This is a genomic window from Pseudomonas sp. Arb-4-2C (assembly GCF_055755015.1).
The window spans coordinates 5255026-5281807 of sequence record NZ_CM146899.1 but is presented as its reverse complement, the minus strand read 5'-3'; the positions used below and the strand labels follow the sequence as shown (position 1 = coordinate 5281807).

Genomic DNA, 26782 nt, shown 5'->3' with positions numbered 1-26782 from the left:
CAAGCTCAGGGTTGAGACGATACCGACTCAGTACGCGGGCGCTTCGCCCGATGGGCAAAACGCAATGCCGGTTGCTCGACCAGGCGCCAGGAGACGATAGCCAGAGCGATCACGATCAGCGCAGATACGAGCATGGACGGTACGAAGGTCAGGGATGTCTTGTTGATGACCAGTTGCTGTACCGGGAATGCATAAAGATAAATCCCGTAAGAAATATCAAAGCGACCCCGGATACTTTTGTCGACGTAAAGCAGGCCCAGGCTCAGGGTGGCGAGGCAACATCCCAACGTGGCCAGCACTGCGGCCAATGGGGTGCCGACGCTGAGGTAAATCAATCCGAGGCTCACCGCCAGCGTGATCGCCAGGATGCGGCGATCGCTGAAATGCTGTTTGTGAAAGGCAATCACCGAGCCGGCAAAAAAGGCGATGCCGGCACTGCTGTATGTCGCCAGTTTTTGTGCCTGCGCGCCGGATACTTCATTGCCCAGGATATAGGTTGCCAAGGCAAACACCGCCAGCAGAATCCACGGCACCAGCGCTTTTCGATACAGGCCGAGAGCGGCCGCCAGCAGCAGGTAAAAGCCGAATTCGATCTTCAATGTCCAGAGACTGCCGTTGAAGGACTCGCTGAAAATAAAACCATTGGTAATGGGTTCGATATTGGCCCGACCGAAAACCGAGATACGCAGAAAGTCGATCGCGGCATTTGAGCCGGTGACATAACCCTCGGCAAACAGGGCGCCGGCGATGTAAGTCATCGCGAACGCGCAGAGGATCAATGCCGGAAATATGCGGGCCACGCGTTTGGTCAGATAGTCGGTAAAGCTTGCGCAGTTGACGAAGCTGCGGGTGATCAGCAGGCCGGAGATCGCAAAGAACGCAGTCACGGCGATTCCCCCCAGTGAATTGAAGCCGGCAATGCCCGGCTCCGGCAGTCCCCAGAGCGCAAAGTGATGACTTACCAGCACCATGAGTGCTGCAAAGTGCCTGATCAAATCAAAAGAGTTGTTACGCAACGTACTGTCCTTATCTTCAACATTGCCGGATTTGTGAGGAAGCGTTTTACAGGTATTTCCACACAAAACCCACACGACCTCCATATCAGGAACACACAACGCTCTCAGACTCGCTCCATTCCAACAAGGGAGCGTTCTCATGAATCGAAGTCTGACCATAAAACTGGGGGCCATTGCCCTGCTGATCCTGCTGTTGCTGATACCACTGCTGATGATCGACGGCATCATCGACGACCGCCAGCAATTGCGCGACGGCGTGCTGGAAGACATCGCCCGCAGTTCCAGCTACAGCCAGCAACTGAGCGGGCCGGTCATGGTGGTGCCGTATCGCAAGGTAGTGCGCACCTGGAAGACCAACGAGAAAACCAATCAGCGCTATGAAGAACTCGGCGAAGAGCGTGGGCGGCTGTACTTCTTGCCGGAGCGCTTCGAGCTCGATGGCCAGGTGCAGACCGAGCTGCGCAATCGCGGTATTTACGAGGCGCGGTTGTTCCATGCCGACAATCGCATCACCGGGCATTTCTCGTTGCCGGCGCAGTTGGGCATCAAGGAAGACTTTGCCGATTACCAGTTTGATGCGCCGTTTCTGGCGGTGGGCATCAGCGACATTCGCGGCATCGAAAATGCGCTGAAACTGGAGCTCGACGGCCAGCGCCTGGACTTTGTGCCCGGCACCCAAGTGGGATGGCTCGGCGAGGGCGTGCGGGTCACGCTGCCAGCGCTGGACACTGGTAAAGCCACAGAACTGGCCTTCGGCTTTGACCTGCGTCTGCAAGGCACCGGTACGTTGCAAGTATTGCCGGTGGGCAAGACCAGCCACGTCAGTCTTGCCGCCAACTGGCCGCACCCCAGCTTCATCGGCAACTTCCTGCCAGCCAAGCGCGAGATCAGTGATCAGGGTTTCAGCGCCGATTGGCAGACCTCGTTTTTCTCCACCAACCTGCAAGAGGCGATGAACCGCTGCGTCGTGGGCAAGGACTGTGAGGCGTTCAGCGGGCGTAGCTTTGGTGTGAGCTTCATCGACCCGGTGGATCAGTACCTGAAGAGTGATCGGGCGATCAAATATGCGCTGCTGTTCATCGTCCTGACGTTCGCCGGTTTCTTCCTGTTCGAAGTGCTCAAGAGCCTTGCGGTGCACCCGGTGCAATACGCGCTGGTCGGTGTTGCGTTGGCGTTTTTCTACCTGTTGTTGCTGTCGTTGTCGGAACACATCGGCTTTGCCCTGGCGTATCTGCTGTCAGCCAGTGGCTGTGTGTTGCTGATCGGGTTTTACGTGTGCCACGTGCTGCACAGCGTGCGCCACGGTTTGAGTTTTTCTGCCGGGTTGGCGGCGTTGTATGGCCTGCTGTATGGGCTACTGAGCGCTGAGGATTACGCGCTGCTGATGGGTTCGTTGCTGCTGTTCGGTTTGCTCGGGGTGTTCATGGTGCTGACGCGCAAACTGGATTGGTACGGGATCGGGCAGAAATCGGCCAAACCACTGGAGTTTGATGTGGGGGCGATGCAATGAGCGGGTCGTTGGGTCTGCGCGAGGATCAGCGCTGGAAGGATGAGTTGGTGACGCGGATTATCGGGTTTCTGCCTGTAGAAGCGAGTGAGTGCATTCGCGAGCAAGCCCGCTCCCACAGGAATTGTGCTGGGTCAGATTTCTCTGTCATACGTAAAAATGTGGGAACGGGATTGCTCGTGAAGGGGCCAGAACTGGCGCCGCCGATTTAAGGCTTGGGCATTGTGGCGACCATGGACGGCCGCTGGCTCACTTCGAAATACCAGTTGGCCAATTGCGGATTGGCGGTGCGCCAGTCCAGGTCCGGATGGCGCAGATCGATGTATCCCAACGCGCAGGCCACGCTGATCGCCGCCACATCGAAATGGCTGGTCAGCTCGGCGATGGCGTCGCTTTCCAGAAAGGCCAGGGCGCGACGGATCTTGTCGCGCTGGGCATCGAGCCATTCGTCCCAGTGTTTTTCCGGGGCGCGAAGCACCAGTTCGTAGCGCACCGCTACCGAGGCGTCCATGATCCCGTCGGCCATCGAGGCCAGGGTCAGGCGCCGCCAGCGGGCCGAGCCTTCGCGGGGGATCAGCGGATTGCCGACGTGCTGCTGGTCGAGGTATTCGAGGATCACGCGGCTGTCATGGATGACGCTGCCATCGGCCAGGCGCAGGGCCGGGATCTTGCCCAGCGGGTTGTCGGCGTTGAGCGCCGGATCCGGACTGACCGGGCTGAGCACGCAGTCTTGCAGGGCGACGCGATCCTGCTGGCCGGTCTCGTGTAACAGCACCATCACTTTGCGCACGAACGGGGAGAGCGTGTTGTGAAACAGGGTCATGCTGGGGGCGGACATTGGCAAACCTCGGTGGTCATCGAAGAGCAGGAGGTTAGCCTAGTCAGATACAGGGCGACTGGCGAGGGATTTGGTGGTGTTCATCAGGCCGCCTTCGCGAGCAGGGATTTGTGAACGGACCCAATCCAATGTGGGAGCGAGCCTGTCAGGCAAAACAGAAATCACCCGCGCCGCAACAAGCCTCTTACGGCCAGAAATGCCGGGACACCCAACCCGACCCAGCTCAACGCGTCCCAGATTCCGTCCCCCAGCAGCGCCGAAAACAAACCCGCTGCACTCAACAGCGCAATCACCAGCGGCGTACTGAAGACCTTCCAGAAATTCGACTGACGCGGCTTCATGCAGCAGCCTCCACCGGCAGCGGTTTTGCCGCTTTGCGCCGTACGACCCAGAGGTACACGCCACTGCCGAGCACGATGATGGTCAGCACATCGAGGGCCGCCCAGAGGATTTTCATCGGCATGCCACCGTAGTCACCGAAGTGCAACGGCTGCGACATGCCCATGGCGTCCATGTACCACGGCCGCTCGGCCACAGCGGTGACGTGCAGAGTGCTGGCGTCAATCAATACCGGCGTCAGCAGGTGCGAGGTCAGGTGCGTGCCGCCTTTCATGAACACCGCGTAATGGTGCTCGCTGGAGAACCGTGTGCCGGGAAACGCGATAAAGTCCGGGTTCATCCCCGGTGCCACGTCCCGGGCGATGTCCAGCAGGCGGGTGGCCGGGGCCAGTTGGGTGAGCGCTGGCGCGTCGCGGTAGGGCGCGACCATGGCGGTCAGCGAGTCATTGCGCCATGCGGCGATGATCAGATCGGCGCAGGCGCTGATCACCCCGGTCACACCGACCACCAGCGCCCAGGTCAGCGTGACGACGCCAATCAGGTTATGCAGGTCGAGCCAGCGCAGGCGGGTGGACTTGTCCTGGCGCACGGTGCCGAACGGCAAGCGGCGCATGAACGGCAGGTACAACACCGTCCCCGAAATAATCGCGACCACAAACAGCAAACCCATGAAGGCCAGCAGCAATTTGCCCGGCAGCCCGGCAAACATGTCCACGTGCAGGCGCAGGATGAACAGCATCAGGCCGCCGTTGGCCGAAGGCGTTTCCAGCGCTTCACCGGTGCGCGCATCGAGCATGAAGGTGTGCGAGGCGTTCGGCTCGGTGCCGGCGGTCTTCGCCATGATCGTCAGTACGGCGTCGGGTTCGTCGTCTTCGAAACCGAAGTACTGCACCACTTCGCCGGGACGATGTTTTTCTGCCGCCTCCACCAGTTGCGCCAGGTTCAGGTGCGGCGTGTCAGCCGGCATCTCGCGCAGTACCGGCGCATCGCCGAGCAGGTGCTCGATCTCGTGATGGAAGATCAGCGGCAGGCCGGTCAATGCCAACAGCAGCAAAAACACGGTGCAGATCAGGCTGGTCCAGGTGTGGATGAACGACCAGCGGCGAATTGTTTTACTTTTCATTTCATGACCTTCAAAAACACCGAAGCCGTCCACGGAGGACGGCTTGGTGACAGGACCGGTTTCAGCTCACGCCCTTACCACTTGTAAGTCGCGCTGGCGACGACGCTGCGCTGGTCGCCGTAGTAGCAGTAGTAGCCGTCGCAGGTGGAGATGTAATCCTTGTCGAACAGGTTGGTGGCGTTGATCGCGACCGAGGCACCTTTCATGCTGTTGTCGAGGCGGCCGAGGTCGTAGTGCACGGAGGCGTCGAACACGGTGTAGGCATCGGCCTTGCCCAGCCAGGTGTTGGCCTTGTCGCCATAAGTGTTGCCGGTGTAACGCACGCCACCACCAACACCGAAACCGTCGAGCATGCCGCTGTGCCAGGTGTAGTCGGTCCACAGCGAAGCTTGCTGGTTGGGCATCAGTTGCAGGCGATTGCCCTTGTCCACGCCATTTTGTATTTCGGACTTGGCCAGGGTGTAGGCGGCGATGACTTTCAGGTTATCGGTAACGTCGGAGACCGCTTCCAGTTCCAGGCCTTTGACTTTCACTTCGCCGGCCTGGGTGGTGATGGTCACGTTGTTGACGATGTTGTTGACCGAGACGTTCTTCTGAGTCAGGTCATACACCGCTGCGCTGAGCAGGGTCTTGCTGCCCGGTGGCTGGTACTTGATGCCCAGTTCCCATTGTTTGCCTTCGGTCGGTTTGAGCGAACCGGTGGAGGTGGAATCGGCACCGCTGGTTGGCTGGAAGGATTCGGCGTACGACAGGTACGGAACGAAGCCCGAGTCGAACACATAGCTGAGTGCCGCGTTGCCGCTGAAGGCTTTGTCGCGCTGGGTGTTGGTGGCATCGCCCTTGTTGATGAACTTGGTGCTGGTGTGTACCCAGTCTTCACGACCGCCCAATGTCAGGCGCCATTGATCGAGGGCCATTTGGTCCTGCACGTACAGACCGGTCTGGTAGGTCTTCTGGTCGTAATCGTAAAACGCGCTGGAGCGTGGCGGCCGGGTGATCGGCTGGCCGTAGATCGGGTTGTTGACGTTGATGTCCGGCGCAGTACCGAAGATCGACGTGTATTGGGTGTTGCTGCGCTGATGATCCAGGCCGAGCAACAGCGTATGGCGGATGTCGCCGGTGGCGAAGTCGGCCTGGAAGTTGTTGTCCACGGCGAACTGGCTGATGTCCTCATCGGCGTTGGTGGTGCCGCGACCGACATTGCCCTGATCGTCAACCGTGTAACCTGCGTAATGCGGGTTGTAGCTGTTCACGGTCACGGTCTGGAACGACAGGTCCGACTTGGTGTAACGCAGGTTCTGCTTGAACTGCCAGACGTCGTTGAGGCGATGCTCAAAGGCATAGCCGAGCGCGTAGTAGGTGCGGTCGTAGTAGTCGTAGTCAGGATCACCCAGATTCTTGTGATGGGAAATCTTGCCGAACGGCATGTCGATCTTGGTGCCCTGGATCGGGTAGAACTGGCTGGTAACGCCGGTATCGTCGCGGGTGAACTGACTCAGCAGGGTGAGCCTGGTGTCGTCGTCGATGTTCCAGGTCAGGCTCGGCGCAATGTTGTAGCGCTTGTTCTCGATGTGATCGATCTGTGTGTCGCTGTCACGCACCACACCGCTGAGGCCGTAGAGAAACTGGCCGGCGTCGTCGAGCTTGCCGGTGCTGGCGAAGTTGATCTGGCGATGGTTGTCGCTGCCGTACTGCAACTGGATTTCACTGCTGGCGTCGCTGCTCGGACGCCGGCTGACCATGTCCAGCAGGCCGCCCGGTGGGGTCTGGCCGTACACCGACGAGGCCGGACCGCGCAGCAGGGCGAGGCGGTCGAGGTTCCAGGTTTCCTGTTTCGGGTTGGCGTACACGCCTTTTGGCAGCGGCAGGCCATCGAGGAACTGAGTTGGCTCGAAGCCACGCACGCGCAGCCAGTCGGCGCGGGTGTCGCTGCCGTAGCTACTGGCGGTGATGCCCGGCATGTAGCGCACGGCGTCATCGAGGCTGTGCACGCTGCGGTCGTCCATTTGCTGGCGGGTCGCGACGGAGATCGAGCGCGGTGCTTCGACCAGCGCGGTGTCGGTCTTGGTGCCGGCGGCGGTGCGGGTGGCGGTGTAGCCTTCGACCGGGCCCCAGGCGCTTTCAAGATTTTCCACGCCGATCACAGCAGTTTCCGGCAGCGCCAGTGTCCCTTCCGGCACGGCGACCAGGGTGTAGGTGCCGGTGCCGCTTTGTTCCAGTTGCAGGCCGGTGCCTTGCAGCGCCGCGCGCAGAGCTCCGGCGGCGTCGTACTGGCCTTTGACCGGCGCCGAGGTCTTGCCGGCTGCCAGCGACGGGCTCAGCGACAGCGCGAGGCCGCCCTGGCTGGCGATCTGGTTCAGCGTGGTCGACAGTGGCGCTGCCGGCAAGTTGTAGGCGCGCACGCTGGAAGCCTGCTCAGCGGCGAGCAACGGGCTGCTGATCAGCGGTGCGCCGAAAGCGATGGCCGCAGCCAGCAGACTGGGGCGCAACAAGGTGTCTAGCGAACGGGACATGCGAAGGCTCCTGAATGGAAATATTTCTCAATTGCCTGTGTGCCGGACGAGAATTGAAAAGTGATAGGGCTGGATGAAAATAATTTCGATTAACGGGGGAGTGGGACTGCGCAAGTATTCGGCAAACCCTTTTCCAAGGTGATGCCAATGGCCCATTCGCGAGCAAGCCCGCTCCCACAGGGGAGTGCATTCCAATGTGGGAGCGAGCCTGCTCGCGATAGCTGTTTCCCGGACAACGAATTTTTAAGGCTTGGTATCAGCCTTCGCCACCGTGACCCAATACGGCGTGTGCTGCTCGATCTGCACCGGCAAGGTCGGCAGCAGGGCGCTCAAGGCCTTGTCGGTGTCGTGCAGCGGGAAGCTGCCAGTGATGCGCAAGTCAGCCACTTCCGGCGTTACGCCCAGATACCCGCGGCGATAACGTCCGAGTTCATGCAGCAGGTCTTCCAGTCGCGCGTTATCCACCACCAGCATGCCGCGGGTCCAGGCATCGGCGCCGGGGGTGAGGGTGGCGACTGCATCGAGACCGTCGTCGCGAATCAACACTTGCTGGCCTTCGCGCAGGATCTGCTCTTCGGGGTGGCTTTGTGGATGCGCCGCCACAGCCGACTGCAACACGCTCAGGCGCGTACCTTGCTCCTCGCGTTTGACCAGAAACCGCGTGCCCAGCGCACGCATGCTGCCTTCGCGCGTTTGGACGATGAAGGGCCGCGCATCGCCATGGCCGGTCTCTACCAGAATCTCGCCTTCCTGCAGGACGATCAGCCGTTGCCTGGCATCGAAGCGCACATCCACCGCACTGTGGGTGTTGAGGTTGAGCAGGGTGCCGTCGGCCAGACGCACCGTGCGCTGCTCGCCGGTTGCCGTGCGTTGATCGGCGAGCCAGTAATCCAGCGGCAGGTAACGATCACCGACCAGCAGTGCCAGACCGACCACCGCGACAATGCTCGCCAGACCACTGCCCAGCTTGCGCACCCGGCGGCGAATGCCTTCGCGTGATTGCAACAACGCGCTGCGAGCCGGACCGTTGGCCACGCTGAAACGCTGATCGAGCATGCCCAACTGGCGCCAGGCCCGAGCGTGCTCTTCATGGGCTGCATGCCACTTGGCGAACTCTTCACGCTCCAGGGGACTGCTGGAGTCCAGCGATAACTGCCAGGCGATCGCCGCATCCAGCACCTGGGCCGAGACCGGTTTGGAGCTGGCCGGGCTCATGTCGGCTCCCCGTACAGGGCGATGTAGCACTGACGAATCCCCTGAGTGAGGTATTGCCGCACACGCGGCACCGAGACGCCGAGCTTCTCGGCGATCTCGGCATGGCCGAGGCCGTCGAGGCGGTTATAAAGGAAAGCGGCGCGGGCCTTGGTCGAGAGTTTGCCGAGCAGACGGTCGATAGCCTTGAGGTCTTCGAGGATCAGTTGCTGTTCTTCCACCGAAGGTTGTTCGCCTTCGGGGATCAGCATCAATTCGGCGAGATAGGCCTGCTCCAGCGCAGCGCGGCGGAAGTAGTCGAACAACAGACCTTTGGCGATCGCCACCAGAAACGCCCGGGGTTCGCGTGGCGTCAGCAGTTCATCGCGGCCGAGCAGACGCACGAAGGTGTCCTGGCTGAGGTCTTCGGCTCGCTGCGGGCAAGCCACGTTGCGCCGCAACCAGCTCAGCAGCCAACCGCGATGGTCGCGATACAACGCACCGACGAGTTCACTGTGAGGGCTTGGGACTGACGACACCAGACGCACCGATTGGGAAATGTTAACCAACGAGAATTGTTCGCGATTCTCGCAGAGGTGGGAATGGTTAGCAATTGGCCACTGGTCGGGTGGTATCAGTAAAACCGCATCATCGTTCTTCGCGAGCAAGCCCGCTCCCACAGAGGGAATGCATTCCAGTGTGGGAGCGGGCTTGCTCGCGAAGAGGCCAGTACAGGCATGATGAACTAGAAGGACGGCGCCTGCTGTCGACGTTTCCACTGACTCAAACGCTGCTGCAGATTCAACGGGCTATGAATCTGCTGCCGCCGCGCCCGGCTGAACAGAATCAACGCCAGCTCTGCGGTGGCCAACGCGTCGGCACTCGCGTTGTGGCGCTCGAACACTTCAAGCTTGAACCAGTCGATCCACTCATCCAGCCCGGCCTCGCGGATATTCGCCTGCGGGCACAGCAGCGGCGCCATGTCCGCGACATCCAGAAACACATTTTGCAGCTTGTAGCCCAAGTGCTCCTTCAGCGCGCGCCCGAGCATGTGCTGATCGAAGGGGGCATGAAACGCCAGCACCGGGCTGTCGCCGATGAATTCCAGGAGCTCCAGCAACGCCTCGGCCGGGTCGCTGCCGGCGGCAATCGCATTCGGCCCCAGGCCATGAATCAACACGCTCGGGCCGAGCTTCAGCTCCCGACATTGCAGAGTGCGTTCGAACTGCTGGCTGAAGTCGATCGCGCCGTCTTCGATGACCACGGCGCCGATCGACAGCACGCGATCCTTGTTCAGGTTCAGACCGGTGGTTTCCAGATCGAGCACCACCCAACGCTGTTGGCGCAGGCTGCATTCGCGCAGTTCGCTGATCGCTGGCAGCTGTGCCAGACGCTGTTGCAGGTCTGCCGACAGCAGAGGACTGGCCGGTCGCAGCCACGAGAACAGGCTCATAGCTGATACCGCAAGGCCAGGCTGCTTTGCAGACGCTGGGCCTGGCGCAGGGATTCACGCAGGATGCGTCGGTCCAGATGATTGAGGCTGTCCGGATCGACCCGGTTCGACCAGGGCAGGTTCTCACGGGTCTGGATCTGGTGTTGCTGCATCCGCGTCTGCTGGATGAAGTGGTAAGCCTCTTCGTACGCCGCGCCGTCGAGCCGTTCGATGACGTCTTTTTCTACCAGCTGACGCAAACGCTCCAGAGTGTTGTTGGTTTCGATGCCATGCGCCAGGGCCAACAGGCGTGCGCCGTCAACGAAGGGCGTCAGGCCTTGAACCTTGAGGTCGAGGGTGGCTTTCTCGCCGTTCTTGCGCGCCAGCACAAATTCGCGAAAGCGCCCCACGGGCGGCCGATTGCGCAAGGCGTTCTCGGCCATCATGCGCTGGAACAAACGGTTGTCGCCGACCTGATCGAGAATCCCCCGGCGCAGTTGCGCACAACCTTTCTCGTCGCCCCAGACCACCCGCAGGTCGAAGTAGATGCTCGAGCCGAGCAGGTTCTCCGGTGTGGCCTCGCGGATGAACGCCGCAAAGCGCCGCGCCCATTCCGCCCGAGACAGGCACAGCTCGGGGTTGCCGGCCATGATGTTGCCTTTGCACAGGCTGAAACCGCACTGCGCCAGACTGTGGTTGATCTGCTGGGCGATCGGCAACAGTTTGCCGCGAATCTCCGCCGCATGCGCCGCGTCCCGCGCTTCGAACAAAATGCCGTTGTCCTGATCGGTATGCAGGGTCTGCTCGCGCCGGCCCTCGCTGCCGAAGCACAACCAACTGAACGGCACGCCGGGGTCGCCTTTTTCGGCGAGGGTCAGTTCGATCACCCGACACACCGTGTGGTCGTTGAGCAGGGTGATGATGTGCGTGATCTGCGTCGAAGACGCACCGTGAGCCAGCATGCGCTCGACCAGTTGGCCGATCTCGCCGCGCAGGCTCACCAGTTGCTCCACGCGCTGGGCACTGCGGATGGTGCGGGCCAGATGCACCAGGTTGACCCGTTGCAGGGAAAACAGATCGCGCTCGGACACCACCCCACACAGGCGTTGTTCTTTCACCAGGCAGACGTGGGCAATGTGCCGTTCAGTCATGGCAATCGCGGCATCGAAAGCGCTGTGATCCGGCGAGAGGAAAAACGGTGAGCGGGTCATGTGCCGGTCGATGGCTTCGCTGAAATCACCGTTGCCATTGGCAACCACTTCGCGCAGGTCGCGCAGGGTGAAAATCCCCAACGGCGCCTTGTGATCATCCACCGCGACGATGCTGCCGACCTGTTGCTCGTGCATCAGCTTCACCGCTTCACGCAGTGGCGTTTCGGGGCTGCAGGTCACAGGATGACGCATCGCCAATTCGCCAAGGCGAGTGTTGAGCGAATACTGGGTGCCGAGGGTTTCCACGGCTTTTTGCTGGACTTGCTGGTTGACCCGATCGAGCAGGCTGCTGACCCCGCGCAGGGCGAAGTCGCGAAAGCTGTTGGACAGGGCGAACAGTTTGATGAACGCCGGTTTGTTCAGTTGCAGGCAGAAGGTGTCTTCGCTCGCCAGATGCTCGGTACGGGTCGCCCGTTCGCCAATCAGCGCGGCGAGGGGGAAACACTCGCCGGTGGTGATTTCAAAAGTGGTTTCGGTGCCTGGCTTGGTGATGTGCTGACGTTCGCCAACCACGCGGCCCTGTTTGACGATATAGAAGTGTTCGACCGGCCCGTCGGCGGGCTTGATGATGCTTTCGCCCTGGCCGTAGAAGCGCAGCTGACATTGTTCCACCAGATAAGCCAGGTGGGCGTGTTCCATCTGATTGAAGGGCGGGAAGCGCTGGAGGAATTGCAGGGTGCCCTGAATGTTCTGCAACACCGCGGTTTTCCCTGCCTGGGTGAAGGCGTCCGCTTTACTCATAACCATTACCGCAGTCTTTTTTGAATTGTTGTTGTCGGATCGTTGCAGCCATGGTCGGCCCCTGCGTGCGGGGTGCCCATTGGACGTAAGTCTAGGTTTGCGCTGCCGTTCGGCACATTTGGGAAGAGCCCTACAAAAACACTCGGAAATTCTGCCGTCAGCCTCTTGGAAAAAAATCCGACGAAGTGCACATTGAAGCTCTGCTTAGCGATGTCTGACGACTGTGCCAGGTGATTGATTTGAAAACGTAGAGAACGCCATGTCCGACCACGATATTTTGAGCGACGCCGAGCGTGAAGCGCTTAGCGCTGTCATGCTCGAACCCGATCTGCCGCCGCAGCGTGTATTGATCGTCGATGACGACAAGGACGCCCGGGAGCTCTTGTCGGAGATTCTCGCGTTGGATGGCATTCGTTGCATGACCGCTGCCAGCGGCGAAACTGCGTTGAAAATGCTCGACGACAAACCTTCGATCGGACTGGTCATCACTGACCTGCGCATGGGCGAGGGCAAGGTCGATGGCCTCGACCTGATCCGCCAGGTACGTGAATCGGTGCGGGCGGCGATGCCGATCATCATTGTCTCGGGTGACGCGGATGTGAAAGACGCCATTGCGGCGATGCACCTGAGCGTGGTGGATTTTCTGCTCAAGCCAATTGATACGGCGAAGTTGCTTGGTCTGGTCAAACACGAACTGGGCATCGAACCCTGACGCTCAAGCAGCACCGACCCCCTCCCACAATGGTTCACCAGTGGTAGCAAGATTTTAATCGGCCAACAAAAAGCCCTGATCGAAAGATCAGGGCTTTTTCATGTCCGGCTATCAGCGCAGGTTACAGGCCGTTGGCCTTCTTGAACTCGCGACGACGACGGTGCAGCACTGGCTCGGTGTAGCCGTTTGGCTGTTTGGTGCCTTCGATCACCAGTTCGACCGCCGCCTGGAAGGCGATGTTGCTGTCGAAGTTCGGTGCCAGCGGACGGTACAGCGGGTCGTTGGCGTTCTGACGGTCAACCACCGGCGCCATGCGCTTGAGGCTTTCCATCACTTGCGCTTCAGTCACGATACCGTGGCGCAGCCAGTTGGCGATGTGCTGGCTGGAGATACGCAGCGTTGCACGGTCTTCCATCAGGCCGACGTCGTTGATGTCCGGCACCTTCGAGCAACCCACGCCCTGGTCGATCCAGCGCACCACGTAACCGAGAATGCCCTGGGCGTTGTTGTCCAGTTCGTTCTTGATCTGCTCAGGTGTCCAGCTTGGGTTGACCGCCAGCGGGATGGTCAGGATGTCGTCCACCGAAGCGCGGGCACGTTTGGCCAGCTCGGCCTGACGGGCGAACACGTTGACCTTGTGGTAGTGCAGCGCGTGCAGCGCAGCGGCGGTTGGCGACGGAACCCAGGCGGTGTTGGCGCCGGCCAGTGGGTGAGCGATTTTCTGCTCAAGCATTGCCGCCATCAGGTCCGGCATCGCCCACATGCCTTTACCGATTTGCGCACGACCTTGCAGGCCGGTGCTCAGACCGATATCGACGTTCCAGTTTTCGTAGGCGCCGATCCACTTTTCGGCCTTCATGTCGGCCTTGCGCACCATCGGGCCGGCTTCCATGGAGGTGTGGATTTCGTCGCCGGTGCGGTCGAGGAAACCGGTGTTGATGAACACCACGCGCTCGCTGGCAGCCTTGATGCACGCCTTGAGGTTGACCGTGGTGCGGCGCTCCTCGTCCATGATCCCGACTTTCAGCGTGTTGCGCTTCAAGCCCAGCACGTCCTCGATGCGACCGAACAGCTCGTTGGTGAACGCGGCTTCTTCCGGGCCGTGCATCTTCGGTTTGACGATGTAGACCGAGCCGGTGCGAGTGTTGCGACGCGAGGTGTTGCCGTTGAGGTTGTGCATCGCCGCGAGGCAAGTCACCAGACCGTCGAGGATGCCTTCCGGCACTTCGTTACCGTCTTTGTCGAGGATCGCGTCGATGGTCATCAGGTGACCGACGTTACGCACGAACAACAGCGAACGGCCGTGCAGGGTCACTTCGCCGCCGTTCGGCGCGGTGTAAGTGCGATCCGGGTTCATGGTGCGGGTGAAGGTCTGGCCGCCCTTGGACACGGATTCCGCCAGGTCGCCCTTCATCAGGCCGAGCCAGTTGCGATAGATCACCACTTTGTCGTCGGCATCGACGGCGGCCACGGAGTCTTCGCAGTCCATGATGGTGGTCAGTGCTGCTTCCATCAGGATGTCTTTGACGCCGGCAGCGTCAGTCTGGCCAACCGGGGTGCTGGCGTCGACCTGGATTTCGAAGTGCAGACCGTTGTGTTTCAACAGGATCGCGATTGGCGCATTGGCGTCGCCCTGGAAGCCGATCAGTTGCGCGTCGTTGCGCAGGCCACTGTTGCTGCCGCCCTTGAGGGAGACCAGCAGTTTGCCGTCAACGATCTTGTAAGCGGTGGAATCGACGTGTGAGCCGGCGGCCAATGGCGCGGCCTCGTCGAGGAACGCACGGGCGAAGGCGATAACCTTGTTGCCACGCACCTTGTTGTAGCCTTTGCCTTTTTCCGCGCCACCGTCTTCGCTGATCGCGTCGGTGCCGTAGAGGGCGTCGTACAGCGAACCCCAGCGGGCGTTCGAGGCATTGAGGGCGAAGCGGGCGTTCATCACCGGCACCACGAGTTGCGGGCCGGCGGTACGGGCGATTTCGTCATCGACGTTTTGCGTCGTTGCCTGGAAATCAGCCGCTTCTGGCAGCAGATAACCGATTTCCTGCAGGAAAGCTTTGTAGGCTACAGCGTCGTGCGCCTGGCCGGCGTGCTCCTGATGCCAGGCGTCAAGGCGAGCCTGGAAGTCATCGCGTTTGGCGAGTAGGGCTTTGTTCTTCGGCGCCAGGTCATGAATGACCTTGTCGGCACCTTCCCAGAATTTTTCGGCGGTGAGGCCGGTACCGGGAATGGCTTCGTTGTTCACGAAGTCGAACAGGACTTTGGCGACCTGCAGGCCACCGACTTGAACGTGTTCAGTCATTGCTTGCCTCACTCTGCTCAGCTATTTCGCTTTTCAGCTCTTCAATTTAACAATGAAGCCTCTGGCCATTTAAACCACAAACCTTCCGACCAGTACATGCCATTGCTGGCGGCTGGGCTGGGACCAATCAACGGCTTGGGGGCCTTGCTGACGGGGCTTTCAAGGTTGCGAACGTGCCTTGGGCAGACATCGATCCAGCGTTATGTAGTGCGCGCTGCGGCATACTACATGATGAGTTGCGCTTGTGAAAATCAGACTAATTACGTCGTTCTGCGACCTCATGACGCATTGCGGTCACGTCGCGGAACGGGATGTTCTCAAAAAACCAAAGGATTGTTCCAGCTAAATATAAAAAGTTGTACACGATTTGTGTTTTCGAGCGTCTGAGGCACCCGCTCATCCCTTGCCTATACTTGCCTTTCTATAACAAAAGTCATGACAAGAGGGCTGCGCCATGGACCATCTCGTACTCACTGTCTTTGCGCCGGACAAGCCCGGGCAGGTCGAGCGCATCGCCCAGTGCATTGCCGAGCACGGCGGCAACTGGCTGGAAAGTCGCATGTCACGGATGGCCGGGCAGTTCGCGGGGATTCTGCGGGTGGGCGTACCGGCGGAGGCTTACGACGAATTAGTCGATTCCCTACAGGCGCTGTCGGCGCAGGGCATTCGCGTACTGATTGCCGAGAGTGGCATCGAGCAATCCTGCACCTGGAAACCGATCGCCATGGAGCTGGTCGGTAATGATCGACCGGGAATCGTGCGCGACATCACTCGCTTGCTCAGCGAGCAAGGCGTAAACCTTGAACGACTGGTGACTGAAGTGCGTCCGGCGCCGATGAGCAGCGAGCCGTTGTTCCACGCCGAAGCGATTCTGGCGGTGCCACTGACCTTGTCGCTGGACGTGCTGCAATCACGCCTGGAAACCCTGGCTGATGATCTGATGGTCGAACTGGTGTTGCGCACAGATGTTTAAGCGCCGCCCGGGTTATCCAGTTTTAACGTGCACCTGCCTGTGGATAACCTGTAGAGACCGGGCGCAACGCCAGGCTGGCCGTGGCTTGCCGGGAACTGATCAAAAAACCGCCAGCATTCAGTGACTTGCGCACAAACGGCGGGGATCACGCTGTGGATAACCTTGGGAAGGAACGTTGCAGGCCACGAGAACCGTGGCCTGCGAAGCTTTGTGCGTTTTTTGATCAGCTGCGCCGACGCAAACTGATCACCGCATCGACGCTATAAACGGCCAGACCGGCCCAAATGAAGATGAATGCGATCAGGGTACTGGACGACATGTGCTCGCCGAACAGCAGTACTGCTTGCAACAAGACCAAGGTCGGAGCGAAGTATTGCAAGAAGCCGATCGTGGTGTAGGGCAAGTGTCGGGTGGCAGCGTTGAAGCACACCAGCGGCACCAGCGTCACCGGGCCGGCCGCCACCAGCCACCAGGCTTGGGAGGTGCTCCAGAACGCCGGTTGTGCACTGGTCGCAGTCGGGTTGAACAACAGCCAGGCCAGAGCAATCGGCACCAGCATCCAGGTTTCCACCACCAGTCCGGGCAAGGCTTTGACCGGCGCCTGTTTACGGATCAGCCCGTAAAAACCAAAGGTCAGCGCCAGCACCAGCGACACCCACGGCAGACTGCCGACCTGCCATACCTGCTGCGCCACGCCGATGGCTGCCAGCCCCACGGCGACCCACTGCATGCGTCGCAAACGCTCACCGAGAATCAACATCCCCAACAGCACGTTGACCAGCGGGTTGATGTAGTAACCGAGGCTCGCTTCGAGCATGCGCCCGTTGTTCACCGACCACACGTAGGTCAGCCAGTTGGCCGCGATCAGGGTGCCGCTCAGGGCCAGGATCGCCAGGCGCTTGGGGTTGTCGAGCAACTCGCGCAACCAGCCGGGGTGCTTCCACACCATCAACAGCAAGGCGCCGAACAGCGCCGACCACAGCACCCGATGAATGATGATCTCGACAGCCGGGACTTCGGCGATGGCTTTGAAGTAGATCGGGAACAGACCCCAGATGATGTAGGCACTCAGGCCCAGAATGTACCCGCGGCGCGGGTTGGCGGCTTGCATGCAGAATCCTTGCTCAGACAGCTGACAAAGCAGGGATTGTAAGGAGATTTGTTGGCAAATGAGTTTTGAATTTGTGAACACAGGACAAAATTGTGGGAGGGGGCTTGCTCCCGAAGGCGGTATGTCAGCCAACATTTATGTTGAATGTCAGTCCGTCTTCGGGAGCAAGCCCCCTCCCACATGGATTTGTGGGTCATCAGAAGAGTTTCAGGGGTTCTTCGTTGAGCGCCGACAGCTGTTCGCGCAACGCCAGTACCTGATCGCCCCAATAACGTTCCGTACCGAACCACGGGAAGCTGTGCGGGAACGCCGGGTCGTCCCAGCGCCGGGCCAGCCAGGCGCTGTAATGCATCAGGCGCAGGGCGCGCAGTGGCTCGATCAGCGCCAGTTCGCGTGGATCGAAGTCGTGGAATTCGTTGTAGCCGTCCATCAGTTCGGACAGCTGCCCCAGGCATTCCTGACGGTCGCCGGCCAGCATCATCCAGATGTCCTGCACCGCCGGGCCCATGCGGCAGTCGTCGAGGTTGACGATGTGAAACATCTCGTCGCGGCACATCATGTTGCCGGGGTGGCAGTCGCCGTGCATGCGGATGTTCTGGTGCGGCGTGTTGGCGTAGGCATCTTCCACGCGTTTAAGCAGATCGCGGGCGACGGATTCATATGCCGGCAGCAGGCTTTTGGGAATGAAGTTGCCTTCGAGCAAGGTGTTCAGCGAGGCATGGCCGAAGTTCTGCACGGCGAGGGCTTCGCGGTGTTCGAACGGTTTGGTCGCGCCGACCGCGTGAATGCGCCCCAGCAACTGGCCGAGTCGATACAGCTGATCGAGATTGCCCGGCTCCGGGGCACGGCCGCCGCGACGAGGAAACAGGGTGAAACGGAAACCAGCGTGTTCGTGCAGGGTCTGGCCGTTGTGGATCAGCGGCGCCACCACGGGAATCTCGACGTCGGCCAGCTCGAAAGTGAATTGGTGCTCTTCGAGGATCGCCTCGTTGGTCCAGCGCTGCGGGCGGTAGAACTTGGCGATCAGCGGTTCAGAGTCTTCAATGCCGACCTGATAGACGCGGTTTTCGTAGCTGTTGAGCGCGAGGATGCGCGCATCACTCAGGAAGCCGATGCTTTCGACGGCATCGAGCACGAGATCGGGTGTGAGGGTTTCAAACGGGTGGGCCATGCTGACTCCTGCGCGCGGCAGGCTGCCGCGTCCGGCCCAGCATGGTAGCGCAGACTGTAGGGGTTGAGGGTTTTGCCTTGGGCAGTGGATGGTCGGTAAGGGCCCCTTCGGGAGCAACCCCCTCCCACAGTAGATCTCTGGTGTGTGGAAGACTGTATCCACGCAGGAGTTTCACTGTGGGAGGGGCGGTGCGACGATTCGACGTGATCGCGAAGTCGATGGATCAGGCGCCGACTATTCCACCGTCCTCGCGGGTAATCGCCATCACCGAAGACCGCGGTTTGCCATTCGGCAGATGCTCAGGGAAGGTCGAACCACCGTTCTCCCCAGGATGCTGAATCCCGACAAACAGGGTTTTCTGGTCCGGCGAGAAGCTGATCCCGGTAACTTCACAGCCAATCGGCCCGACCATGAATCGGCGAATTTCACCGGTCTTGGGGTCAGCGCAGAGCATCTGGTTGTTGCCCATCCCGGCAAAATCCCCGGCGTTGCTTGAATCACCATCGGTAAGAATCCACAGGCGTCCGGCCTTGTCGAAGCCTAAACCATCCGGGCTGTTGAACATGTTTTGCGCGGTGATGTTCGACGAGCCACCCTTCGGCGTGCCGGCATGCACCCCCGGATTGCCGGCCACCACGAACAGGTCCCAGGCGAAGGTTTTTGCGGCGTGATCGTCGCGGTCGGTGCGCCAGCGCAGGATCTGCCCGTAGACGTTCTTCGCGCGCGGATTCGGCCCGCCCACCGGTTGCCCGTCCTCGCCGCGTTTGGCGTTGTTGGTCAGGGTGCAATAAACCTGGCCGTCTTTCGGACTGACCACGATCCACTCCGGGCGATCCATGCGCGTGGCGCCGACCACACTGGCGGCGAGGCGCGCGTGGATCAGCACTTCGGCCTGATCGGCGAAACCGCTGCTGGCGTCGATGCCGTTCTTGCCGTGGGTCAGTTCGATCCACTGGCCCTGGCCTTTCGGGTGATCGGGGTTGCTGTCGCCGTTATCAAACTTCGCCACGTACAGGGTGCCGTGGTCGAGGATGTCGCGGTTGGCTTTCGGGTTGCGGTGGTTGATGCGGTCGCGGCTGACGAATTTGTAGATGAACTCGCCACGCTCGTCGTCGCCCATGTACACCACGGCGCGCCCGTCGTCGGTCTCGGCCAGCGCGGCGTTTTCGTGTTTGAAGCGGCCGAGCGCGGTGCGTTTGACCGGGGTCGATTGCGGGTCGAACGGGTCGATCTCGACCACCCAGCCGTGACGGTTGAGTTCGTTGGGGTTCTTCGCCATGTCGAAACGCGGGTCAAACGGGTGCCAGTTGATCTCGCGGCTGGCAGCCGACACGCCGTAGCGCTTCTGCGCCGGATCGAACTGCTGCTGGGCGTTGCTGCTGCCGAAGCAGTCGGTGAAGTTCTCTTCGCAGGTCAGATAAGTGCCCCACGGCGTCTTGCCGTTGGCGCAGTTCTGGAAGGTACCGAGGACTTTCTTGCCGTGTTTGTCGGCGGCAGTTTTCATCAGATCGTGGCCGGCGGCCGGGCCGCTGATGCGCAGCGGCGAGTTGCCGTGAATCCGCCGGTTGTAACGCGAGCCCTGGACGAACTGCCACTGGCCGTTCTTGCGCTGCACTTCGATCACCGACACGCCTTCGCAGGCCAGCGCCTTGCGCACGTCTTCGGCCGATTGCGGCATGCCGCCGTGCGGATAGAGGTAGCGGTAGTTGGTGTATTCGTTGTTGATCGCCATCAACGCGCGGTTTCTGTCGTCGGGGAAGGCGAACAGGCTCATGCCGTCGTTGTTGTCACCGAACTGCACTTCCTGGGCAGCGGCGGTGCCATTGCCGCTCGGGTCGAAGGCCGGGCCGTTCTTGTGCAGCGGTTGCCCCCAACTGATCAACACCGAGGACCGGTAGCCCTTCGGCAGGCTGATGACGTCGGTGGTCGCGGCTGGAATGCTCTCGAAACCCAGCAGACGACTGTTGCCGGCGCTGACGCTTGAGGCCAGTACGCTGCGGCTGAGCAGGTTGCCGCCGAGGAACATGGCCGCGCCGCAGAGCGCGCCGGCGCTGATGAAACCGCGACGGCTGAGGCCGACCATCTTTTCCAGATCAGTGGATTGGTTTTCTTCTAATAGGCTCACATCAGGCTCCCTGCTTGGTTTTGGCAGCAACCTTAATGGGGGGCGATGAAGCTTTTGTTGCAGAAAGTCCGTTACAGCGGTGCGCCGATCAGCACATTGGACGGCGAGAACTGTACCTGCACCGGTTGCTCGACACTCAGCCCGCGAGTGCGAAGCTGCAGCGGCTCTGCCAGAGCGCAGAGTGTCTGGCCATTGGGCAGGGCGATGCGCACTTCGCTGGGGCCATCCTCGGCATCGAGAATAGCCTCGATGGTGCCGTTCAGAAGATTGTGTCCGGATGTTGCGGCTTGATCTGCAGCCAGTAATTCAAGCCAGCCGGCCTTGATCAGTGCCACTACTTCGGTGCCCGGTTGCAGCTCCAGGTGCACCGTGCTGTCGTGGGTGATCTGCGCATCGATGCACAGGCCTTCGGCCAGTTCGAGGCGGATCAAGTCATTGCGTCCCGCGCCTTCGATGGCCACGACCTTGCCGTGCAACTGGTTGCGGGCGCTGGTGCGCAGCATCAGCCGACCGAGCAGATCGAGATCGCTGGCGTCTTCGGCGGCCTCCAGGACCTGAGCCTGCAAGGCTTGCAGCTTTTGATACAGACGCAGCACCCGTTCGCCTTCGCTGGACAACCTGGCGCCACCACCGCCCTTGCCACCGACGGCGCGCTCCACCAGCGGTTTCTGCGCCAGGTTGTTCAGCTCATCGATCGCATCCCAGGCCGCCTTGTAACTCAGCCCGGCGCTTTTCGCGGCGCGGGTGATCGAGCCCTGCTCGGCAATATGCTGCAGCAACGCGATGCGCTGCGGACGACGGACGATGTGCTGGGACAACAGGGAGGGCAGGGACATGAATGGGCGCTTTTTCGCGGTGGCGGTGGAATAGGAAGTTGGCGGTTTGAACCCTAAGAGTCAAGCCACACGCTGTCTCCCCTGTGGGAGCGGTGTTGCCCACGAAGGCGGGGTGTCAGTCACCATAGGTTCTGGCTGTGCGGGCCTCTTCGCGAGCAAGCCCGTTCCCATAGGGGGGAATTGCGATGGTTTCAGATTATTGGGTATCTCCCGGTTTTGGCGTGCGGGCCAGGCAGTAAACGTCGACTCTCGCCGCCCCTGCGTCCCTCAACAGTCGCGCCAATGCCTGAGCCGTTGCACCGGTGGTCAGCACATCATCGATCAACGCGACATGCCGACCGTTGACATCAACGTCGGGCGCCAGGGCGAAGGCGTTACGTAAATTGCGTTTGCGCGCCTTGGCGTCGAGGTCCTGCTGGGCATCGGTGTCGTGTGTCCGCCGCAGGGCATGTTCCTCAAAAGGCAGATCGAGCTGTTGGCTCAGCCATCGCGCCAACATCGCCGCCTGATTGAACCCGCGCTGACGCAGGCGTTTGTTTGCCAGCGGCACCGGCAACAACACGTCGGGACGCGGCAATCCTTCTTCGAAGCGATGTTGCAGGTATTGTCCGGCAACGTCGGCGAGCAGGTGACCAAACGGCCATTTCGCGTTGTGTTTAAAGCGCGTAATCAGGCTGTCCACCGGGAAGTCATAACGCCACGGCGCAATGACCTGTTCGAACGCTGGCGGCTCTAGCAGGCACTCGCCGCAGGTCAGGCCAGTGCCGGGTAATGGCAGGGCGCAGGTCTGGCAGTGGTCGCCGAGCCAGGGCAATTCGGTTTCGCAGGCGACGCAGATTGGCATTTCTGCTTCTGCGGGCTCATCGCACAGCAAGCAGAATTGTGCGTTTTTTAAACAGATGTAAACCTCTTGTTCGTATCGTGGTTGACAGCGCATGGCTCTTCCTTAAATATGCCGAACATCCGTGTCGCGCCTGTGGGTATTCCATTCCCGCAGCCGCCAGCCAAGCATAACCAAGGAACTGCCCATGAGCGCCAGCACCTCTGCCACCCTGCGTCACGACTGGTCTTTAGCCGAAGTCAAAGCCCTCTTCGTACAGCCATTCAACGACTTGCTGTTCCAGGCACAGACGGTGCACCGCGCGCATTTCAACGCCAACCGTGTGCAGGTTTCGACCCTCCTGTCGATCAAGACCGGTGCTTGCCCGGAAGATTGCAAATACTGTCCGCAGTCCGGTCACTACAACACCGGCCTGGAAAAAGAAAAGCTGATGGAAGTGCAGAAGGTCCTCGAAGAGGCTGCCCGCGCCAAGGCCATCGGCTCGACGCGTTTCTGCATGGGCGCAGCGTGGAAACACCCGTCGGCCAAAGACATGCCGTACGTGCTGAAGATGGTTGAAGGCGTGAAGGCCATGGGCCTGGAAACCTGCATGACCCTTGGCCGTCTCGACCAGGAGCAGACGGCGGCGCTGGCCAAGGCCGGTCTGGATTACTACAACCACAACCTCGACACCTCGCCCGAGTTCTACGGCAGCATCATCACCACCCGCACCTACAGCGAGCGCCTGCAAACCCTGGCCTACGTACGTGAGTCGGGGATGAAAATCTGCTCCGGTGGCATCCTCGGCATGGGCGAATCGCTGGATGACCGCGCCAATCTGCTGATTCAACTGGCCAACCTGCCGGAGCATCCGGAATCGGTGCCGATCAACATGCTGGTGAAAGTCGCTGGCACGCCGCTGGAAAACGCTGATGACGTCGACCCGTTCGACTTCATCCGCATGCTGGCGGTGGCGCGCATCCTCATGCCGCAATCCCACGTGCGTCTGTCCGCTGGCCGCGAGGCGATGAATGAGCAGATGCAGGCGCTGGCGTTCTTTGCCGGTGCCAACTCGATTTTCTACGGCGACAAACTGCTCACCACCGCCAACCCGCAGGCCGACAAGGACATGCAACTGTTCGCCCGCCTGGGCATTCAACCGGAAGCGCGTGAAGAGCATTCCGATGAAGTGCATCAGGCCGCGATCGAGCAGGCGCTGGTGGAGCAGAAGAGCAGCGAGCAGTTCTATAACGCTGCGGTCTGAAGCGCGCCCCGAGTTTTACTGAAGGAACACAACACCCTGTGGGAGCGGGCTTGCTCGCGAATGCGCTGGATCAGTCAGCCTTTTTGTTGAATGTCAGTACGCATTCGCGAGCATGCCCGCTCCCACATTAACTGTGCACCTTCTGCCCATGTGATCTGACTTTCGAGGCCTGCATGTCTTTCGATCTCGCCGCACGCCTTGCTGCCCGCCGTGCCGAAAACCTCTATCGCCAGCGCCCGCTGCTCGAATCCCCGCAGGGGCCTGAAGTGGTGGTCGACGGCCAGCCGCTGCTGGCGTTCTGCAACAACGACTATCTGGGCCTGGCCAATCACCCGCAGGTAATCGAAGCCTGGCGCGCCGGTGCCAGTCGCTGGGGCGTCGGTGGCGGGGCGTCGCATCTGGTGATCGGCCACAGCGGTCCGCACCATGCACTCGAAGAAGCACTGGCCGATCTCACGGGCCGACCGCGTGCGCTGTTGTTCACCACCGGTTACATGGCCAATCTCGGCGCGGTCACGGCGCTGGTCGGGCAGGGCGATACCGTGCTCGAAGACCGGCTCAACCACGCCTCGCTGCTCGATGCGGGCCTGTTGTCGGGCGCGCGTTTCAATCGGTATCTGCACAATGACGCCGGCAGCCTGGCCAAGCGCCTGGAGAAAGCCACCGGCAACACGCTGGTGGTCACCGACGGGGTGTTCAGCATGGACGGCGACATTGCCGACCTACCGGCATTGGCTCGGGAAGCGAAAGCCAAGGGCGCGTGGTTGATGGTCGACGATGCTCATGGCTTCGGCCCGTTGGGCGCCAATGGCGGCGGAATCGTCGAGCATTTCGGCTTGAGCCAGGACGATGTGCCGGTGCTGGTCGGCACCCTCGGCAAGGCGTTCGGCACCGCGGGCGCATTTGTTGCCGGCAGTGAGGACCTGATCGAAAGCCTGATCCAGTTCGCCCGACCGTACATCTACACCACCAGTCAGCCACCGGCGCTGGCCTGTGCGACGCTGAAAAGTCTGGAGTTGCTGCGCACGGAACATTGGCGCCGAGAACATTTGCAGACGCTGATCCGTCAGTTCCGCCATGGCGCTGAGCAAATCGGTCTGCAGTTGATGGACAGCTTCACCCCGATCCAGCCCATCCTGATTGGCGATGCCGGTCGCGCCGTGCGCCTGTCGCAGATGCTGCGCGAACGCGGATTGATGGTCACCGCAATCCGCCCGCCCACCGTGCCCGCCGGCAGCGCGCGTCTTCGCGTGACCCTGACCGCCGCCCACAGCGAAGCGCAGGTGCAGCTATTGTTAGAGGGACTGGACGATTGCTTTGCCCAACTGTCGCCGGAGCCAAGCCATGCGTAATCGCCTGATTCTGCTGCCCGGCTGGGGGCTCGGTGTTTCGCCGCTGGAGCCTTTGGCGGCGGCGTTGCAGGGGCTCGACGAGCATCTGCATGTCGAGGTCGAGCCGTTGCCGGAACTGGACTCCCGCGATTTGCAGGAATGGCTCGACGAACTCGATGAGCGTATTCCTCAGGATGCCTGGCTGGGTGGCTGGTCGCTGGGCGGCATGCTTGCTTGTGAATTGGCGGCGCGGCGTGGCGAGCGTTGTTGCGGTGTGCTGACGCTGGCGAGCAATCCATCCTTCGTTGCCCACGGGCAGTGGCCGAGTGCGATGCCGGGCGAGACGTTCGATGCGTTTCTCGCCGGCTGCACGGCCGATCCGAAAACTACCCTCAAGCGTTTCTCGCTGCTGTGTGCCCAGGGTACGCAAGACCCGCGCGGTTTGTCGCGACTGATGCTCGGCGGTGCGCCGAACACGGCGCCGGCGGTATTGATGGCCGGGCTCCAGTTGCTCGCGCAAATGGACACGCGGGATGCGCTGCAGGCCTTTCGCGGCCCGCAGTTGCACCTGTTCGCCGGGCAGGACGGATTGGTGCCTGCGGAGGCAGCGGGTGAATTGTTCGCGCTGCTGCCGGACATCGAAATCGGCCTGATCGAACAGGCCAGTCATGCGTTTCTTCTGGAGGACCCCCACGGCGTGGCGGGTGCGATCCAGGCTTTTCTACATGAGTGCGGTGATGACTGATTTGTCTGTTGTTGCGCTGCCCGGCGGCTTGCCCGACAAGCGCCAGGTCGCGGCCTCTTTTTCCCGTGCAGCGGCCAGTTACGACAGCGTCGCCGAGTTGCAGCGTGATGTCGGTTCGCAGTTGTTGCAACGCTTGCCGACGGGTTGGGTGCCATCACGTTGGCTGGATCTGGGCTGCGGAACCGGGTATTTCACTCGTGCATTGGCTGAGCATTTTATCGCGGGGCAGGGGCTGGCGCTGGACATCGCCGAGGGCATGCTCGAACACGCGCGGCCGTTGGGTGGCGCCGAGCATTTCATCGCCGGTGATGCCGAGCGTCTGCCGCTGCGGGAGGCGACGTGTGATCTGATTTTCTCCAGCCTCGCGGTGCAGTGGTGTGCGGACTTCGAGTCGGTGCTCAGTGAGGCTTTTCGCGTGCTGAAACCCGGTGGGATTTTTGCGTTTGCTAGTCTTTGTGTAGGGACGTTGTACGAACTGCGTGATAGCTGGCGTCAGGTCGATGGCCTGGTGCACGTCAACCGCTTCCGCGAATTCGCCCGTTATCAGCAGTTGTGCTCGGACAGTGGTCTGCGCACGGTGAGTCTGCAGAATCAGGCGCATGTGCTGCATTACCCGGATGTGCGCAGCCTGACCCACGAACTCAAGGCACTGGGCGCGCACAATCTGAACCCCGGTCGGCCGGGTGGTTTGACCGGGCGGGCGCGGATTCTCGGTCTGGTCGAGGCTTATGAGCAGTACCGTCAGGCACAGGGATTGCCGGCGACCTATCAGGTGGTTTACGCCGTGTTGGAGAAGCCCTTATGAGCGCAGCCTATTTCATCACCGGGACTGACACTGATGTCGGCAAGACGACTGTGGCTGCCGGGTTGCTGCATGCGGCACGGACGGCAGGACTGAGTACGGCGGCGGGTAAACCGGTGGCCTCTGGCTGCGAAGTGACGCCCAAGGGGCTGCGCAATGCCGATGCGCTGGCGCTGCTGGCCGAATGTTCGGTGCCGCTGACGTATCAACAGGTCAATCCGGTGGCATTCGAGCCGGCTATCGCTCCGCATCTGGCAGCGCGCGAGGCGGGCGTGGCGCTGACGGTGCAATCGTTGCTGGCACCGATGCGCGAGATTCTCGCCATGAATGCCGACTTCACCCTTATTGAAGGCGCGGGTGGCTGGCGGGTACCGTTGGCGGATCAGGCCAATCTCTCGGACCTGGCGATTGCATTGAAGCTGCCAGTGATTCTGGTGGTGGGTGTGCGGTTGGGCTGCATCAGTCATGCCTTGCTGACGGCGGAGGCGGTCGCTCGCGATGGGCTGCAACTGGCCGGATGGGTGGCCAATATCATTGACCCGAAGACATCGCGGCTGGAGGAGAATCTGGCGACGCTGGCCGAACGGCTACCGGCACCGTGCCTGGGGCGCGTGCCGAAATTGAAGTCACCCAGCGCCGAGGCAGTGGCTGATCATTTGCAGCTGGATTTGCTCGATTAATG

The 26782-nt window shown here is 61.0% G+C and carries 23 protein-coding genes; 8 read left to right on the top strand and 15 right to left on the bottom strand.

Annotation, left to right across the window (positions count from 1 at the left end):
- Positions 1-5: 5 nt before the first annotated feature.
- A complete protein-coding gene (locus AC0J41_RS24025; protein ID WP_473013771.1) occupies positions 6-1016 on the bottom strand; it encodes an acyltransferase family protein in 1011 nt (336 codons plus the stop codon).
- Positions 1017-1155: 139 nt separating this feature from the next.
- Here AC0J41_RS24025 and creD point away from each other — a divergent pair, with 139 nt between their 5' ends.
- Positions 1156-2526 (top strand): cell envelope integrity protein CreD, encoded by a 1371-nt coding sequence (creD, locus tag AC0J41_RS24020; RefSeq protein ID WP_473013770.1) that lies wholly within the window; start codon positions 1156-1158, stop codon positions 2524-2526.
- A 205-nt stretch (positions 2527-2731) separates the two neighbouring features.
- On the opposite strand, the gene AC0J41_RS24015 is transcribed toward creD, so the two are convergent.
- From AC0J41_RS24015 to AC0J41_RS23980, 8 genes are all read right to left on the bottom strand, one after another.
- On the bottom strand, positions 2732-3361 hold the full coding sequence (locus AC0J41_RS24015; protein ID WP_025108570.1) for a glutathione S-transferase: 630 nt from the start codon (positions 3359-3361) through the stop codon (positions 2732-2734).
- Between the two features lie 161 nt (positions 3362-3522).
- Positions 3523-3702 (bottom strand): hypothetical protein, encoded by a 180-nt coding sequence (locus tag AC0J41_RS24010; protein ID WP_473013769.1) that lies wholly within the window; start codon positions 3700-3702, stop codon positions 3523-3525.
- Positions 3699-4823, bottom strand: a complete 1125-nt coding sequence (locus AC0J41_RS24005; protein ID WP_473013768.1) for a PepSY-associated TM helix domain-containing protein — start codon at positions 4821-4823, stop codon at positions 3699-3701. The genes AC0J41_RS24010 and AC0J41_RS24005 overlap by 4 nt, the downstream gene beginning before the upstream one ends.
- A gap of 74 nt (positions 4824-4897) precedes the next feature.
- A complete protein-coding gene (locus AC0J41_RS24000) occupies positions 4898-7336 on the bottom strand; it encodes a TonB-dependent siderophore receptor (protein ID WP_473013767.1) in 2439 nt (812 codons plus the stop codon).
- Positions 7337-7579: 243 nt separating this feature from the next.
- On the bottom strand, positions 7580-8551 hold the full coding sequence (locus tag AC0J41_RS23995; RefSeq protein WP_473013766.1) for a FecR domain-containing protein: 972 nt from the start codon (positions 8549-8551) through the stop codon (positions 7580-7582).
- Positions 8548-9066: an RNA polymerase sigma factor gene (locus tag AC0J41_RS23990; RefSeq protein ID WP_473013765.1), complete on the bottom strand. Its 519-nt coding sequence runs from the start codon at positions 9064-9066 to the stop codon at positions 8548-8550. The genes AC0J41_RS23995 and AC0J41_RS23990 overlap by 4 nt, the downstream gene beginning before the upstream one ends.
- 206 nt (positions 9067-9272) lie before the next feature.
- Positions 9273-9980: a 3'-5' exonuclease gene (locus tag AC0J41_RS23985; protein WP_473013764.1), complete on the bottom strand. Its 708-nt coding sequence runs from the start codon at positions 9978-9980 to the stop codon at positions 9273-9275.
- Complete coding sequence (locus AC0J41_RS23980) at positions 9977-11911, bottom strand: putative nucleotidyltransferase substrate binding domain-containing protein (RefSeq protein ID WP_473013763.1); 1935 nt, start codon at positions 11909-11911, stop codon at positions 9977-9979. Before AC0J41_RS23980 ends, AC0J41_RS23985 begins: the two co-directional genes overlap by 4 nt.
- A gap of 259 nt (positions 11912-12170) precedes the next feature.
- On the opposite strand from AC0J41_RS23980, the gene AC0J41_RS23975 reads away from it, so the two are divergent.
- Positions 12171-12623 (top strand): response regulator, encoded by a 453-nt coding sequence (locus tag AC0J41_RS23975; RefSeq protein ID WP_025108578.1) that lies wholly within the window; start codon positions 12171-12173, stop codon positions 12621-12623.
- Positions 12624-12744: 121 nt separating this feature from the next.
- Here AC0J41_RS23975 and AC0J41_RS23970 read toward each other — a convergent pair whose 3' ends face one another.
- Positions 12745-14922, bottom strand: coding sequence for a malate synthase G (locus AC0J41_RS23970; protein WP_473013762.1), 2178 nt, complete (start codon positions 14920-14922; stop codon positions 12745-12747).
- Positions 14923-15376: 454 nt separating this feature from the next.
- Between AC0J41_RS23970 and AC0J41_RS23965 the strand changes: the two genes are divergently transcribed.
- A complete protein-coding gene (locus AC0J41_RS23965; protein WP_007966538.1) occupies positions 15377-15895 on the top strand; it encodes a glycine cleavage system transcriptional repressor in 519 nt (172 codons plus the stop codon).
- Positions 15896-16118: 223 nt separating this feature from the next.
- Here the strand turns inward: AC0J41_RS23965 and rarD are convergent, their stop codons facing one another.
- The 5 genes from rarD to AC0J41_RS23940 form a co-directional block, all read right to left on the bottom strand.
- Positions 16119-17006 carry an EamA family transporter RarD gene (rarD, locus tag AC0J41_RS23960; RefSeq protein ID WP_473013761.1) on the bottom strand — a complete coding sequence of 296 codons (888 nt, stop codon included), beginning with the start codon at positions 17004-17006 and terminating at the stop codon, positions 16119-16121.
- 196 nt (positions 17007-17202) lie between these two features.
- Positions 17203-18177: a serine/threonine protein kinase gene (locus tag AC0J41_RS23955; protein WP_473013760.1), complete on the bottom strand. Its 975-nt coding sequence runs from the start codon at positions 18175-18177 to the stop codon at positions 17203-17205.
- A gap of 223 nt (positions 18178-18400) precedes the next feature.
- Positions 18401-20302, bottom strand: coding sequence for a PhoX family protein (locus AC0J41_RS23950; RefSeq protein ID WP_473013759.1), 1902 nt, complete (start codon positions 20300-20302; stop codon positions 18401-18403).
- A 71-nt stretch (positions 20303-20373) separates the two neighbouring features.
- A complete protein-coding gene (locus AC0J41_RS23945) occupies positions 20374-21138 on the bottom strand; it encodes a TOBE domain-containing protein (protein WP_025108583.1) in 765 nt (254 codons plus the stop codon).
- Between the two features lie 196 nt (positions 21139-21334).
- A complete protein-coding gene (locus AC0J41_RS23940) occupies positions 21335-22075 on the bottom strand; it encodes a phosphoribosyltransferase family protein (protein ID WP_473013758.1) in 741 nt (246 codons plus the stop codon).
- Positions 22076-22166: 91 nt separating this feature from the next.
- On the opposite strand from AC0J41_RS23940, the gene bioB reads away from it, so the two are divergent.
- The 5 genes from bioB (at position 22167) to bioD (ending at position 26780) form a co-directional block, all read left to right on the top strand.
- Positions 22167-23222, top strand: a complete 1056-nt coding sequence (gene bioB, locus AC0J41_RS23935) for a biotin synthase BioB (protein WP_064589529.1) — start codon at positions 22167-22169, stop codon at positions 23220-23222.
- A 173-nt stretch (positions 23223-23395) separates the two neighbouring features.
- Positions 23396-24574, top strand: a complete 1179-nt coding sequence (gene bioF / locus AC0J41_RS23930) for an 8-amino-7-oxononanoate synthase (RefSeq protein WP_473013757.1) — start codon at positions 23396-23398, stop codon at positions 24572-24574.
- Positions 24567-25298: an alpha/beta fold hydrolase gene (locus tag AC0J41_RS23925; RefSeq protein ID WP_473013756.1), complete on the top strand. Its 732-nt coding sequence runs from the start codon at positions 24567-24569 to the stop codon at positions 25296-25298. Before bioF ends, AC0J41_RS23925 begins: the two co-directional genes overlap by 8 nt.
- Positions 25291-26103: a malonyl-ACP O-methyltransferase BioC gene (gene bioC / locus AC0J41_RS23920; protein ID WP_473013755.1), complete on the top strand. Its 813-nt coding sequence runs from the start codon at positions 25291-25293 to the stop codon at positions 26101-26103. The genes AC0J41_RS23925 and bioC overlap by 8 nt, the downstream gene beginning before the upstream one ends.
- A complete protein-coding gene (gene bioD / locus AC0J41_RS23915; RefSeq protein ID WP_473013754.1) occupies positions 26100-26780 on the top strand; it encodes a dethiobiotin synthase in 681 nt (226 codons plus the stop codon). The genes bioC and bioD overlap by 4 nt, the downstream gene beginning before the upstream one ends.
- The last annotated feature ends 2 nt before the right edge of the window (positions 26781-26782 follow it).